Source organism: Streptomyces daliensis, from assembly GCF_054782395.1.
This window is the reverse complement of the sequence record NZ_BAAGSO010000119.1, coordinates 184,646-197,851: the sequence shown is the minus strand read 5'-3', so window position 1 is coordinate 197,851 and position 13,206 is coordinate 184,646. Positions and strand designations below refer to the sequence as shown.

Annotated in this window: 12 protein-coding genes and 1 pseudogene; 5 read left to right on the top strand and 8 right to left on the bottom strand. The window is 70.0% G+C overall.

The features are described 5' to 3' along the window. Nucleotides 1-40: 40 nt before the first annotated feature. Entirely contained in the window at nt 41-1,147 is a 1,107-nt protein-coding gene (locus ACYVOO_RS34325) for a hydroxymethylglutaryl-CoA reductase (RefSeq protein WP_461019625.1), read from the bottom strand. A gap of 386 nt (nt 1,148-1,533) precedes the next feature. Between ACYVOO_RS34325 and ACYVOO_RS34320 the strand changes: the two genes are divergently transcribed. Beyond that, entirely contained in the window at nt 1,534-2,283 is a 750-nt protein-coding gene (locus ACYVOO_RS34320; protein WP_461019624.1) for a protein-L-isoaspartate O-methyltransferase family protein, read from the top strand. Nucleotides 2,284-2,328: 45 nt separating this feature from the next. Next, a complete protein-coding gene (locus ACYVOO_RS34315; RefSeq protein WP_461019623.1) occupies nt 2,329-2,709 on the top strand; it encodes a hypothetical protein in 381 nt (126 codons plus the stop codon). A gap of 544 nt (nt 2,710-3,253) precedes the next feature. Here the strand turns inward: ACYVOO_RS34315 and ACYVOO_RS34310 are convergent. After that, nucleotides 3,254-3,892 (bottom strand): annotated as a pseudogene (locus ACYVOO_RS34310) (eCIS core domain-containing protein); the annotation flags it as partial. 275 nt (nt 3,893-4,167) lie between these two features. On the opposite strand from ACYVOO_RS34310, the gene ACYVOO_RS34305 reads away from it, so the two are divergent. Further along, nucleotides 4,168-4,851, top strand: a complete 684-nt coding sequence (locus ACYVOO_RS34305) for a hypothetical protein (RefSeq protein WP_461019622.1) — start codon at nt 4,168-4,170, stop codon at nt 4,849-4,851. A 67-nt stretch (nt 4,852-4,918) separates the two neighbouring features. Here ACYVOO_RS34305 and ACYVOO_RS34300 read toward each other — a convergent pair whose 3' ends face one another. After that, entirely contained in the window at nt 4,919-5,164 is a 246-nt protein-coding gene (locus tag ACYVOO_RS34300; RefSeq protein ID WP_461019621.1) for a DUF397 domain-containing protein, read from the bottom strand. Continuing rightward, entirely contained in the window at nt 5,161-6,012 is an 852-nt protein-coding gene (locus ACYVOO_RS34295) for a helix-turn-helix domain-containing protein (RefSeq protein WP_461019620.1), read from the bottom strand. Before ACYVOO_RS34295 ends, ACYVOO_RS34300 begins: the two co-directional genes overlap by 4 nt. A 139-nt stretch (nt 6,013-6,151) precedes the next feature. Between ACYVOO_RS34295 and ACYVOO_RS34290 the strand changes: the two genes are divergently transcribed. After that, the gene (locus tag ACYVOO_RS34290; RefSeq protein WP_461019619.1) at nt 6,152-6,613 is read left to right on the top strand and encodes a hypothetical protein; all 462 of its coding nucleotides are present in this window, start codon (nt 6,152-6,154) and stop codon (nt 6,611-6,613) included. A gap of 54 nt (nt 6,614-6,667) precedes the next feature. Beyond that, the gene (locus tag ACYVOO_RS34285; protein WP_461019618.1) at nt 6,668-7,132 is read left to right on the top strand and encodes an NUDIX hydrolase; all 465 of its coding nucleotides are present in this window, start codon (nt 6,668-6,670) and stop codon (nt 7,130-7,132) included. Between the two features lie 69 nt (nt 7,133-7,201). Here ACYVOO_RS34285 and ACYVOO_RS34280 read toward each other — a convergent pair whose 3' ends face one another. The 4 genes from ACYVOO_RS34280 to ACYVOO_RS34265 form a co-directional block, all read right to left on the bottom strand. Then, nucleotides 7,202-9,598 carry an ATP-binding protein gene (locus ACYVOO_RS34280; protein WP_461019617.1) on the bottom strand — a complete coding sequence of 799 codons (2,397 nt, stop codon included), beginning with the start codon at nt 9,596-9,598 and terminating at the stop codon, nt 7,202-7,204. After that, the gene (locus ACYVOO_RS34275) at nt 9,595-10,179 is read right to left on the bottom strand and encodes a DUF6879 family protein (protein ID WP_461019616.1); all 585 of its coding nucleotides are present in this window, start codon (nt 10,177-10,179) and stop codon (nt 9,595-9,597) included. The genes ACYVOO_RS34280 and ACYVOO_RS34275 overlap by 4 nt, the downstream gene beginning before the upstream one ends. A gap of 28 nt (nt 10,180-10,207) precedes the next feature. Further along, nucleotides 10,208-10,477, bottom strand: a complete 270-nt coding sequence (locus ACYVOO_RS34270; RefSeq protein WP_461019615.1) for a hypothetical protein — start codon at nt 10,475-10,477, stop codon at nt 10,208-10,210. A gap of 102 nt (nt 10,478-10,579) precedes the next feature. Further along, the gene (locus tag ACYVOO_RS34265; protein WP_461019614.1) at nt 10,580-13,174 is read right to left on the bottom strand and encodes an NACHT domain-containing protein; all 2,595 of its coding nucleotides are present in this window, start codon (nt 13,172-13,174) and stop codon (nt 10,580-10,582) included. Nucleotides 13,175-13,206: the final 32 nt, after the last annotated feature.

The window sequence follows — 13,206 nt, the reverse complement described above, 5'->3', positions numbered from 1 at the left end:
GGCCGCTGTTCGGGATCGTCGACGGAGGGCTCTTCTTCCGTCACGTGTCGGCGGGCACGGCGGGCACGGCGGGGGGACGGTTGCGGCCCAGGCGTTCGTGCGCGGCGACGAACTCGTCGGCGCTGACGGCGGACATCGTGGAGAGGTCGAGGGCCAGCGCGAACCCCGCGATGATCTCGGCGAGCCGGGACTGGCCTCCGGGCCCGGCGCAGCCGAGCATCTCCAGCAGGGCGTGCTGTGCGGGCAGCCGGGTGCCGCCGCCGACCGTGCCGACGATCAGGGCTGGCAGGACCATCGTCGCCCGCACACCCTCGTCGACGGGCTCCAGTTCCAGGTGTCCGAGGCTGGATTCGTGCACCGAGGCGATGTCCTGGCCCAGGGCTGTGAACATTCCGCCGATGACGTTGGCGATGCAGACGTCGTTGCCGACCATGCCGCCGTGGAGGCCGCCGCCGCGCTGGATGCGGTGGGTGTCCAGCAGGCTGGCCCGGCCGGTGTTGAGCACACGCCGCAGGACGTGGTCCGACAGCTCGGCCTCGGCGACGACGCGGGTGCCGCGGCCGTTGAGGAAGCTGTGGTACGTGACCTTCTTGTCGCCGCTGAGGTTCCCCTCGACCCGGAAGCACTCGACGTCCGCCGAGGTCTCGGCGGGGAAGCGGTCGAGGATCCACTGGCAGGCGTGCCAGGTGCACGCCGAGGTCATGTTCTGGCCTGCGGCGTCGCCGGTCTCGTAGGCGAAGACCACATGCACGGTGCGGCCCGTCATGACCGCGCGTACGCTCACCAGCGTGGCGTGCCGGGACACGCGGGCCGCCTGGCCGCGCAGCTCCTCCAGGTGGTCTCCGACCCAGTCCGTGAAGACGGCGGCCTGGCCGAGCGAGCCGAGCTGGAAGACGGGCGCCCGCGTCATGCGCTGGGAGACCGCGTGGGTGCGTACGCCGCCCGCCTGGGAGAGGGCACGGGCGCCGCGCGAGGCCGAGGCGACCAGGGCGCCCTCGGTGGTGGCCAGCGGCGCGTACAGGCTGCCGGACGCGTGCGTGCCGTCGAAGACCAGCGGCCCGGCCAGTCCGACGGGCACTTCCACGGCCCCGATGAGGTTCTCGACGTTGTTGGAGAGGTCATCCGCGTGCAGCCGCATCGGTTGCAAGGGCGCCAGCGGTGTTCCTTGCCGCGTGCGGAGCCATTCCAGCCGCTCTTGCCGTGCGGCTTCGGTGTGGCTGTCGCGCGCGGGAATCGCAGAATCGGAAACGGCGCTGTCGTCACCGCTGTCCGGATACATGGGTCCTCCCTGCGGGGGTATCTCCGCTCACTCGGGCCCTTGCCGTACGCGGCCTCATGCGGCCGTGCGCGACGGCGGAGCCCGGCCGCCCCCATTGTTCTCGTGCGCACCGGCCTACGGGGAGTTGCGCGGACGCGAGTGCGTGAACGTAGTGAAAGTGCTGGATCGCCCGCGCGCCCGCGCGCCCGCGCGCCCGCGAGACGCCGCTAGGGTCGGGGCCGCAGGCCGCTCGACGGAGAGGAGGGGGAGCAGCGGTGGTGGACTTCCGGGAGGTGTGCGCGGGGGCGGTGGCCGCCAAGGGCGGCTTCCGTGTTCCCTGGGTACGCGACGCGTTCGCCGCCGTCGACCGCGCCCACTTCGTCCCCGCCAAGGTGTGGGACCAGACCGTCGACGCGGACGGCCGCTATCCCCTGATCGACCGCGAGGCGGACGCCGAGGGCTGGTACCGGGCAGCCTGGGACCCGCACCACAGCGTCATCACCCAGCTCGACGACCACCGCCTCCCCGACACCCCCGCACGCGGCGGCACCTTCACCTCCAGCATCTCCGCGCCCGACATCGTCGCCGAGAAGCTGTGCCTGCTCGATCTGGAGCCGGGCCAGCGGGTGCTGGAGCTGGGCACCGGCTCCGGATACGTCACCGCGCTGCTGTGTGAGCGCGTCGGCGACGCGAACGTGACCACGGTGGAGATCGACCCCCACCTGTCGGCCTGGGGCGCGGCCAATCTCGCCGCCGCCGGGTACCGCCCCGAGACCGTGTGCGGTGACGGCATGAACGGCCGCCCCGAAGGTGGCCCGTCCAGCCCGTACGGCCCGTACGACCGCATCATCGCGACCGCCGCGGTGCGCCGCATCCCCCGCGCCTGGATCGCGCAGTGCACGCCAGGCGCCGTCATCCTCACACCGTTCGGCACCGCCTACGCCAACGGAGGCTTGCTGAAACTCACCGTGCGGCCCGACGGCAGCGCGCACGGCCCTTTCGTGGGAACCGCCCTGTACATGTAGGTACGCGGCGAGCGCCCGCCCCGTACCGTCGAGCCCTCGGAGCAGGTGCGGAAGACGTCCTCGCCGGTCGGACCGGCCCAGGTCCTGGACCGGGCCTGGGCGCAGGACTTCGTCGTCGGGCTGCGCGTTCCCGACGTCGGCCTCGCCCACCGTGGCGAAGGCGCCGGGCGGCAGACGCAGTTGTGGGACGAGTCCGGCACCTGCGTCACCCTCGTCTCCCACGAAGCCTGGTGGGAGCACGGCGCGGTCACCTGCTACGGCCCCCGGAACCTGTGGGAGGAGGTCGTCGCCGCCTACACCGAGTGGCGCGGCGCGGGCCAGCCCGGACTCGACCGCCACGGCCTCACCGTCACCGCCGACGGGACGCAGCACGCGTGGCGGGACGCACCCGCGCAGGCCCCCGGCTCTACGGATTGGTCACCGTGACGGTGATTCCGGCCGCCTGCATGGCCGCCACCGCCTGGCGGGACGCTTCCTTCGCGCCGGGCTTGGCCGGCTGGTAGTAGTGGGCGCAGGAGACGGAGATCTGGAAGGTGGCCATCGATCCGTCTCCCTTCTCCAGACCACCGGTTTGCAGCTCGATGAGGCGCTCGGCGCAGCCGTCCGTGCTTCCGGCCGACCCCTTCCTGGACGTGATGGGCAACTGGGCGCCCGTCTGGGGGTCGGTGCGCGCGATGGTGGTGCACGGGCTGGCGGTCAGCGCGGTGATGTCGAGGGTGTTGGACGCCTGGAGCACGTCCGGCATGCTCCAGGCCAGCGTCTCCAGCAGGTCCAGGATCGCGTCCTCGGCGTGGTCGCTGTTCGTCCGGTCGTGCGATTGCGCGGCGCTGGCGTACAGGCCCAGGTCCACGCCGTTCAGGCTGGCGTTGAGGATCACCTGGTTCCGGGGGTTGTGCGTGGCGAGGAACGCGTCGCGCTCCTGCGGAGTGACCTCCATGCGCTGCGCGACATGGCCGGGCCGTAGCTGGACGGAGTCCTCGCGACGTCCGTCGGTCTCCGGCGCCCGACGCGCCATCACCCGCCTGGCGTTGGCCTCCGCCTCGCGCTCGAAGCGGTCCGACGGGTCCGAGACCTTGAGGCCGCTGCCGTTGTCGGTGCCCGCGACGGGCCCCTGGCGCTGCTGGATGACGTGCGTCAGCTCGTGAGCGAGCGTGTGTGCGTCGGCACCGCCGTCGCCGATGACGATGTGGTTGCCGGAGGTGTAGGCACGGGCGCCCAGTTCGCTGGCCGACGCCTTCGCCGCGCTGCCGGAGTGCACGCGGACGTCGGAGAAGTCGGCACCGAGCCGGGCTTCCATGTCCGTACGGGTCGCGTTGTCGAGGGGGCGGCCACCGCTGCGGAGGACGTCCCGGACGGCGGCGGCCCGCTGCACCTCGGGCACCTCGGGCTGCTCGGGCTGCTCGGGCTGCTCTTCCGTACGGTGCCCGCTCCGGCGGAGCATCTGGACGACGGCCGCGTTCCCGGCGCTGCGCTGGAGGGCGCGGACGGCCTGCGGTCCCATCGGTGCGCCCTGCCGCACAGGGCGCACCGCCGCGTCGGCCGAGCGGTGACGAGCCGGTGCGCGACCGTCCTCCGGCGTGGGCTGTCGGGCCTTGTCCCTTGCGTGCACTGGCTGCCTCTTCCGCGAGCGGACATCAACATCTCCTGCATACAAGGTCAACGCCCGACGCGGCCAGGAACTGGAGGGCAGGACCGGCTGCCCGAAGGGGCAGCGCACAGCGCTCCATCCCGCTGTTACAGAGTGTGTTACCGGGCCAGGACAGAATTTCGCGAACAAGATCCGACGGGTGGCCATCGGACAGGGTGTAGCGAACAAGAGATCCGGCCGGTCGCCCTTCGGGAGCGGTCGGAGCGATGTATCCCGACCACCCATGGGGGCCCAGCATGACCACTCGCCGCACTCGCCGCACCGTCCGTTCCACCGGCCTGGTGGCCCTCGCAGCAGCCGCCGCGCTCTCGCTGACCGCCTGCCAGGGCAGCGACACGGACGCTTCCGGCCAGGGCAAGCAGGACAGCTCCTCCGCCGCCCACTCGTCCGAGGACAACGGCGCGTCGAACGACTCGGCGGCGAAGAGCAGCGAGGAGACGAAGACCGAGGCGACCTCGGCGGACCGCGAAGGCGCGGGGCCGGGCTCGGAGAAGTCGGCGACGCCGGACCGCACCGAGACCCTGGACGACGGCAGCAAGGCCGAGATCTACAAGCTCGGCGAGCAGAGCTACCAGGCCAAGATCGTGTCCGACGGTTCGGTCACGGCCACGCTGGAGACGGACGGCAAGGACGCCGGTCTCGACGCCAACGGCATGTACGTGATGCTGTCGCTCGACGGCCAGATCTACTCCTGGATGGGCGGCGAGCACACGGGCCCCGGCACCTACAGCCTTGAGGGCGGCTGGAAGGCCAAGGTCTCGGAGGTCGCCGACGGCCACTTCCGCGCGAAGATCATCGGTAACGACGGCTCGGTCATGGCCACGCTCGACGCGGACAGCAAGGACGCCGGGCTCGACGCCAACGGCGTCGCCATCGTCCTCAGCGCCGGCGGCGTGATCAGCTCGCACTCGCACTCGTAAGGACGTGTCCTCCGGCTGAGCGGCGGAACGGCTTCGGCCGCTCCGCCGCTCAGCGGTTTTCGCCTGCCTAGCGGACGTACGTGGTGAAGGCCGTCCACGCGGCGGAGGGGACGGTCAGAACCGCGCCGTCCGGGGTCTTGGTGTCACGTATGTGGACGGCCGGGTCCGGGCAGCCGCACGTGGCGACCTCGACGCATTCGCCTCCGCTGGAACTGCTGTGGCTGGACTTGTGCCAGCCGTAGGCGACCTCGACGCATTCGCCTCCGCTGTCGCTGCTGTAGCTGGACTTGAACCACCGCAAGGTGCCGCTCATTGCTCTCCCGCTAACTGCTCGATGAGACCCAGCGATTCACGTGGGCTCAGGGCCTGTGACCGGATCTTCGCATAGCGTTGGGAGTAGAGGCCCACCTTTGCCGGATCGCTGATCAGCAGGCTCTCGTCCTGCGGTTCCAGATACACCAGGTGGTCGTGATCCGTGGTCTCCAGCACAGTCATCGGACCGCGAGCGCCTGCGTACTCGCACTCTGGGCCACCGTCCAACGGCAGCACCTGGAGGGTGACGTTGCGCCGCTGGGCGTCCTGCGCCAGCGAGCGCAGTTGCTCGCGCATGATCTCCGCGCTGCCGATCGTCCGCCGTAGGACAGACTCCTCCACGATCAGCTCGATGAGAGCCGTGGGCTCCCGGTCGAGGAGCGCCCGGCGAGCCAGCCTGGCCTCCACCAGGTCCTCCACCCGCTGATCCGATAGCACCGGGAACCCGCCCGTGATCAGCGCGCGGGCGTATTCCCTGGTCTGGAAGAGCCCGTGAACTGTCGCCATCTGGTACGAGGACAACAGCGCCGCTCGCTGCTCCAGCGGCGCGAAGTCCTGGAACTGCGGCGGATACTTTTCGCGCCGCAGGTACTTCATGGACGCCTCGAAGACGGGGATCCCGCCCAGCAGGACCCTGTCCATCCCCTTGAGCATCTTCTCGCTGCCGGGCTGGACGCCCGTCTCCATCGCGCTGACCGCAGCGCCCGTGTAGCCCAGCTCATGGCCGACGTTGTCCTGCGTCATGTTCAGGTGCTTGCGCAGGATGCGCGCGATCTCGCCGACATATCTGGTCGTGCTCAGGCTCGGCTGGCCCTGTTCCCCGTGGTCGTCGTGTCCCGCTTCTTCCATTGACGCCTCACCGCCCGCTCCGGGTCGTCCTCAAGTGAACTCAACCGGCCCTCACGGTGAGTTCGCGCAGCTCACCACGGCCCTCGCCCTTGAGGTCCGGCTCTGGAAAACGCTATCCGCGACTACCGAAACTTTTCTCATGAATACGGAAAGTGACCGAACCGATCTGACCTGGCTCCCTCCCGACGGACACCGGCTCCGCAAGGCGGGCGTGTACTTCGACGCCGTCCGCGTCGACGGCGAACTCGGTGCCGAACTCGCGACGCTCATGGTGCGGCTCACGGGCGGGTTCCCCGGGCCCGTCGTCACCTCGGCCGTACGCCGTCGTCCCACGTACTTCCTCGTGCCGTCCGGCAGCACCACGGGCCGCCCCTGGCCGTGCGCGGCGGAGCGGCTGACGAGCGACGGGTGCGGGCAGGTGGCGTACATCCCCGTACCCGCGCTCGACGGGCCCACCTGGCCGCTGTCCTGGCGCTGCGTGCCCCGCCCCGACGGCGTACTGGTGCACGCACTGCTGCTCCGCAGCGCCCTGCGCACCCTCCTGGACCGCGACCCGGCGCAGGCCGACGAGGCACACGGGGGACGCGGGGACGAGGAGTGAGGGCATGATGCGGAGGGACGCCAGCGCTCCCATTGCCCCGGCCCTCCAGGAACCATGACTCCGCAACCCGCACAGCCGGCCCAGCCCGTCATCGACACCCACGTCATCCTCCGCGACGGCGACAGGATCCTCTTCTCCCAGCGTGGCGGTTCCTACGGCTACGGCCGCTGGCACCTGCCCTCGGGCAAGCTCGACCGGGGCGAGCCCTTGAGCGCCGGTGCCGCGCGGGAGCTGCGGGAGGAGACGGGCATCGTCGTCGATCCGGGCCATCTGCGCCTGGTACACGTCGTGCACCACAGGCAGAGCGACACCCTGGCCCGGATCGGGTTCTTCTTCGAGGCCACCGAGTGGGCCGGGGAGCCCGTCAACAGAGAACCCGGGAAGTGCCTCCGCCTGGCGTGGTTCAGCCTCCACGAGCCGCCCGAGGACCTGATCGAGTACCCGAGGGAAGGACTCCTCGGCTACCTCCGGGCGACCAGCGGCCTGACGGAACACGGCTGGCAGCGGGCGGCGGGCTGAACGGCTCCGGCGACCGCCGGGGTCAGGACATGAGCGGATGCCGTCCGGGACGCCGCCAGGAGCGGACGCTCAACCGTCGTCGCTCGCGTGCCCCGCCAGGCGCTGGGCACGTGCGACGGCTTGGGGGTCGCTGAACGCGGCCAGCGAGCGCAAGGCTTCCTCCCTTGCGGCACCGGCCCCTTGAGGATCACCAAGCGCGTCGAGGGCGCAAGCCAGATGCTCCAGTGCGGCGGTGAGCTGCCAGCGGGCGTCGAATTCGCGGTAGACGGTGATGGCGTGGCGGTGCAACTCGGCAGCTTCTTCGGAGCGGCCGAGCGCCTGGCACGCCTGGCCCGAAGTATCCAGGGCGAGGGCTTCCCGTACCGCATCGCCAAGCTTGCGCTGCGCGGCGGCGGACTCTCCGCTCAGGCGTAGAGCTTTCTCCGGATCGCCGCGTGCGAGTTCGACCCGGGCCGATTCCGCCAGCCAGTGCCCCAGCCAGACCTGGTTCTCCTCCTCGACGGCTATCGACAGCGCATCGCTGATCGCGCGGGCAGCCGCTTCGAGGTCTCCGGTCTGCCGACGTGCCCAGCTCAGCAGGAACAACGCGTTCCCTTCTCCGGAGTGGTCGCCAAGTTCGCGGAAGTCGGCCAGAGCCTGCTCGATGATTTCCTCGGCCTCATTGCCGAGGCCCAGCTCGCACAGGGTCTCCGCGAGATTGCTCCGCATCAGGGCTGTCCAGCGGTGTGCTTCGAGTTCACAGAAGATCTGAGCGCTCTCCAGGAATCGTGCCTTGGCCTCGTCCAACTGGCGACGGCGCAGCCCCAGCAGGCCAAGGGCGTTGACCGATACGGCCGTGCCGTGGCGGTCGCCGATACGTCGACGGACAGCGAGTGCCGCACGATGGCACTCTTCAGCTTCGTCGAGCCGCGATGACTGGAAGAGAACCTTTCCCAGGTTTTCGAGGGCTTCCGCCTCTCCGGCCTGTTCTCCGGCGCGCGAAGCGGCTGCAACGGCGACCTCGGCGGTCGTCCGCCAGTCGTCGAAGGCGTTGTGGTGCATATAGACAGCGCGTAGCACTACGGCAAGACGCCATGCGATCTCCGGGAAACCGGCATCAGCGGCAACGCGCACAGCAGTGACGAGATTGGCGGCCTCCGCGCGGTACCACCGGAAGGCGGGCTTGTACCCGTCGAAATCGAGTGCGGAAGCAGGGGCCGGAATCCGGTCGTCGAGATCGTATCCGTCGTGCGCCGAGATGGCGCGCTGTGCCGCATCCGCAGTGTGGAGATACCAGGCGAGGCAGCGGCCCAGAGCCGCGTTCCGCTCCTCCTCGCTCTCCTCCCGCCGAACCAGTTCGGCGGCATAGGCCCGCAGCAGGTCATGGAATTCGTACCGTACAGCCGGGCGCCGCTCCAGCAGATGGGCGCGGACCAGGGCGTCCAAGAACAAGCGGGCCTGCGACGGCCGCATACCGGCCAAGGCAGCGACAGCCGGGACGCCGAACTCATTTCCCGGGTGCAGGCCGAGAAGCCGGAACAAGCGGGCCGCGGGGCTCGGCAAAGCCTGGTACGACCACTCGAACACGCTGCGCATCGCGTCGGCCCCCTCTTCGGGATCGGTGGTGAGCAGGCTCCAGTGTGCCGACCCGTCGCGCAGCCCTTCGATCAGCTCGCCGAGCGACATCGACGGCCAGCCCGCCGCTCGTTCCGCGGCGATGCGCAGCGCGAGTGGCAGACCGGCGCACAGCCTGGCCAACTCCGCCAGCTCGGCGTTCGGGTCGGGCGCTCTGTAGCCAGTGGTGGCGGCACGCAGCAGCGCGACGGAATCCACCGTCGGCAGCGTCGGCACTTCCAGGCGCAATGCGCCCTCCTGGGCTACCAGGCTCGAAAGATCGTCTCGGCTGGTCACCACGACCAGGCACCCTGGGCTCGCTGGTATCAGCGGACGGACCTGGCTGCTGCCCACGGCGTTGTCGAGAAGCACCAGGACGTTACGGTCGGCCAGGAGCGAGCGGAACAGCGTTTCCCGTCTCTCAGGTGCTACTGGCACATGTGAGGAGGGGATGCCGAGGTCCTCCAGGAAATTGCCGAGGATCTCCTCCGGCGGTGCCGGAGGGGTGGCGCTGTAGCCCCGCAGGTTCGCATACAGCTCACCACCGGGGAAATTCGACCGTATGGAGTGCGCCCAGCGCAGCGCGAGTGAGGTCTTGCCGACTCCTGCGGTTCCAGTGATGACTGCCACCGGCACGGTGTGCAATGCACCGCGGTCAGCAGGAAAGAGGCTGCCGAGACGGGTCAGCTCCGTGGACCGATTGACGAAGTACCGCACATCAGCGCGGAGTTGGCGGGGCACAATCGTCGGGGCAGGTTCCGGCCGAGGAGAGAAATGCACACCTCCGTGCACGTCCCTTGCCTGAACGACACCGTGCGTCGAACCCGAACCCGGGCCGTCGAACCGGTTGACGTGCCCCGTCGGATCGTTCATCTCTCATCTTGACGCGGTGGGGGTGGTAGCGGGGCCACATGTTCGTCGAACCAGCCCGCCAGCGGCTCACCGGTTTGGTAGAGATCCACGATGAATTTCCGGCATCGTCGGATGACCTCGGTATCGACGAACTTTCGTGCCGATTCCAGAACGCCCCGCTCGTCGTACACCGCCTGGTACATCACCTGATGGCCCAGCGTGTAGATCTCCGGCAGCGGCCCTTCGTCCTCGTAACGCGCCACCTGGTCAGCGTCGATGACATGAATGGGGCCTCCGCACTGTTCGCGGACGCGCAAGGCGTGCAGTTCCCACTGCATGTAGTGGGTGAGGGGTTCTTCGACGACGCGGATGCGCCTGGCCGTGAATCCGTGGCGCTCGACTTTGCGGTGATACTCGGCCATGTCCGCGCGGCCCGCCTTCAGCAGGCGCAGGGATTCCTCCCACTCGCCCCGCGCGAACGCCTCCCAACTGTCGTAACCGGGCTCTTGGAAGAATTGCTGCCGCTCCAGCTTCCAGAACCCGGCATCAGCACTGTGCCAGAAGTGCTTTTCGAAGTCGGCGTAGTAGGCGTCGAGAGCCATGTGCTCGCCTTTGGCGCCGTCGAGAAGGCTAGGCATCCGGGATATCCGACTTCGCCGCGACGATCGTCGCCTTCGGGATGACGACCAGCCGTTCACCGGGATCGACGCTCACCCCGTCCGGCAACCGCTCCTCGTAGGAGGCGGTCAAGTCGGTCCCGATGACGGCAACGTCTCCGTTCTCCAGCTCCCACATGTCCGGGCAACTGGCATTCCCCGATGTCTGCCCCAGCTCATGCGACGACTTGCCCAGCCGCCGCTTGAAGGGCGCCGCTGGGTCGGCTGTCCACTGGTTGGGCATGTCTCCTCCGTGTGCCGCATCGGCCCCCGCCTGCTTCTTTGCGTGACGAAGCTAACACTCAGCGCATTCGCTGGCCCGTACACGCTCGCCCGTAGGAAGCCATCAGGACATGATGCGGATGCCGTCCGGGACGCCGCTGACGCGCGGGAGGCGCGGGTTCACGCGCAGTGTCGTCAGGCGGGGGAACTGGGCGAGCCAGCTCATGTCCGGGACGCCCAGGTCGTAGGCGAGCCACAGGTGCGTGAGCTGGTCGTGCGCGAGGCCGTCCAGCAGTTCGGCCGGGGTGAAGTGGCCGACGATCTGGACCCGTTCCCGGCCGCCCAGCTTGCGCAGGGCCGCCAGTTCCACCCGGTCGGAGACCGGGAAGTAGAGGCCCTCCGGGTCGAGATACTGGATGATCTCGTCGGCGTAGCGCTCTGTCTCGAAGTTGCGCCAGCCGCGCGCCAGCTCGGCCCGTACGGGCAGTGACCTGCGGTCCCGCAGCCGGGCGAGATAGTGCATGGCGGCGTCGTCGTTGATACGGGTGACGGTCACGGCGAGGCGGTGCGCCTCCTCGTCCGGGACGGTGGACGGGTCCGGCAGCATCTCCAGGACGATCGGGCCCACCCAGCCCAGGCCGCGCGCGCCCGCGACGGTGGCGGGGCGCACCATGTTGCGCGTCTCGCGCCGGATGCGGGCGTGGGTGTCCGGGTCCAGCTCCGTCACATGCTCCAGGCAGGCCGCGGCCAGCAGACGGCGGCGGTTCCGCCGCATGCCCGTCTTGCCGGGCGCGAGCAGGCCGCGCAGGAGCGTCGCGCACTCGTCGGGGCGGGCGTGCGCGACGGCCATGCGGATGACCTCCTCCCAGTCCGCCTCGTGGGCGTGGTCGAGGAGGAGGGGGAAATTGCGCTGCTCGACGGCCTCCTTGGCGGCCAGGTAGTCCTGCACCGTGCGGTGGACGAACTCGACGGAGCCGTCCGGCTGTTCGCGCAGCAGACCCGTACGGAGGAGGAGGTGATGGAAGATCTCCTCCGGCCCGCCCTGGCCCGCCGTGGCCGGGATCGCGGGGAGGCGGCGGGATATCTCCTCGACGGCCGTGGCGCGGTCGAGTTCGGCGCGCTGCTCCAGGAGCATGCGGTAGGCGAGCTTGCGCAGCAGGCGTTCGCGGGGGGCGCGCTGGAGGTTGACGGCGTCGGCGTACAGGACATGGCGTTCCGTGTCACGGCGCTGGAGAAGCATCTCCATCGCCGCCTCGTACAGCTCTTTGCGGCCCTGGGGGAGAGAGCCGGAGCGGTCGCGGTTGAGGGCGCAGATCAGCCCGCACATGAGGGGGTTGGTGGCGAGGACGCGCAGCTCGCGGTAGAGGGGGATGGTCTGGAGCAGCCGGTCCATGTACGCGTCGAGGCTCGCGTGGTCCTTGCCCTCGTCGGTGCGGGCCGCCGTGTGCCAGGCGGTGATGAAGGCGGCGACCTGATCGCGGTTCATCGGGGCGAGGGTCAGCTCGCTGAACCCCTCGTCGGCGAGCCAGTCCGCGTCGACGGCGGGGGGACGGGAGGTGACCAGGCAGACGTTGCCGCTGTAGATGCGGAGCAGGCGGCGGAGCTGGTCGCGCAGGTGGGGGCGCTGGTCCTCGGGCGCCTCGTCTATCCCGTCGACGAGCAGCAGCCCGCGCTCCTCGGCGAGGACGCGCACGGCCCAGCCCTCGGGCGCTTCGTGCGCGAGGGGGTGGCGGACGGCGGTGAGGAAGTCGTCGGGGGCGGGGAAGCCCTCGCGGGCGAAGCGGCGTACGGGGAGGACGAGGGGGATGCGGCCCCGTAGACCGCTCAGCTCGGCGGGGAGTTCGTCGCGGGCCGTGGTGACGGCGAGCCACTGGACGAGGGTGGTCTTGCCGGAGCCCGCGACGCCGCGCAGGAGGACGCGTTCGTGGCCGGAGAGGGCGCGGTCGGCGGTGGTGACGGGTTCTTCGGGGGTGCGTGGGGTGGGGGTGGCCGTTGCCGGGGCCGTGCCGGGTGGCCTGGGCGTCGTCGCGGCGTCGAACTCGGCGGTGAGGCTGAGGTACGTCGCGTCGAGTGGCCAGTTGTCGGGGGTGTTCGGGTTGGGGAGATCGATGCCGTAGATCGTGACGCGGTTGAACTGCTCGACCACCGTGCGCAGATAGCGTTCCTCGAACTCCGCGTCGGCGGCGGAGGGCGCGGGGCGACCGCGCAGCGCCTCCACGTCGTTGAGGTCCACGAGCTGCCTGATGCGGTGACTCCGTTCGGCCATGCGTTCCGCGAGCGCGGGGGAGCGGCGGATGAGCAGGTGCAGTATGTGCAGGCAGACCGTCACCAGCAGGCTGTCGTGGAACCAGGCCGCCTCCGACGACAGCTCCCTGTCCGCGCCGGGCACGGCCGAGCGGAGGCGGCGCGCGAAGTCCTGGGGGCCGAGGCGTACGGCTTGGGCGTCGGTGACGTCGACTTCGCCGATGGTCCAGAGGGTGCGGGCGAGGACGGTGGCGGTCGCTTCGTCCTCGTCGTGGCTCCTGGCGGTGTCCGGGGCGAGCCGTACGAGTTCGCGTGCGGTGCGCAGCAGATCCTCGTACCCGAGCGCGGGTGCCACCCCCCGGAAGGTGACCAGCGAGGCCAGCAGGGCTTCGCCCTGATGCGGCTCTTCCGGCCGGAAGAGGGGACGGACGAGCGGATCGACAACGGCTGACGCGAGACGTACGGCGGGTTCCATGAGCTTTCAGGGCTCCCCGTGGGCCTTGGTTG

What these genes read in the sequence shown, in the direction of transcription:
- ACYVOO_RS34305 (WP_461019622.1), top strand. Translation starts at nt 4,168, where the DNA reads ATGACCACTCGCCGCACTCGCCGCACCGTCCGTTCCACCGGCCTGGTG.
- ACYVOO_RS34300 (WP_461019621.1), bottom strand. Translation starts at nt 5,164, where the DNA reads ATGAGCGGCACCTTGCGGTGGTTCAAGTCCAGCTACAGCAGCGACAGC.
- ACYVOO_RS34295 (WP_461019620.1), bottom strand. Translation starts at nt 6,012, where the DNA reads ATGGAAGAAGCGGGACACGACGACCACGGGGAACAGGGCCAGCCGAGC.
- ACYVOO_RS34290 (WP_461019619.1), top strand. Translation starts at nt 6,152, where the DNA reads ATGAATACGGAAAGTGACCGAACCGATCTGACCTGGCTCCCTCCCGAC.
- ACYVOO_RS34285 (WP_461019618.1), top strand. Translation starts at nt 6,668, where the DNA reads ATGACTCCGCAACCCGCACAGCCGGCCCAGCCCGTCATCGACACCCAC.
- ACYVOO_RS34280 (WP_461019617.1), bottom strand. Translation starts at nt 9,598, where the DNA reads ATGAACGATCCGACGGGGCACGTCAACCGGTTCGACGGCCCGGGTTCG.
- ACYVOO_RS34275 (WP_461019616.1), bottom strand. Translation starts at nt 10,179, where the DNA reads ATGGCTCTCGACGCCTACTACGCCGACTTCGAAAAGCACTTCTGGCAC.
- ACYVOO_RS34270 (WP_461019615.1), bottom strand. Translation starts at nt 10,477, where the DNA reads ATGCCCAACCAGTGGACAGCCGACCCAGCGGCGCCCTTCAAGCGGCGG.
- ACYVOO_RS34265 (WP_461019614.1), bottom strand. Translation starts at nt 13,174, where the DNA reads ATGGAACCCGCCGTACGTCTCGCGTCAGCCGTTGTCGATCCGCTCGTC.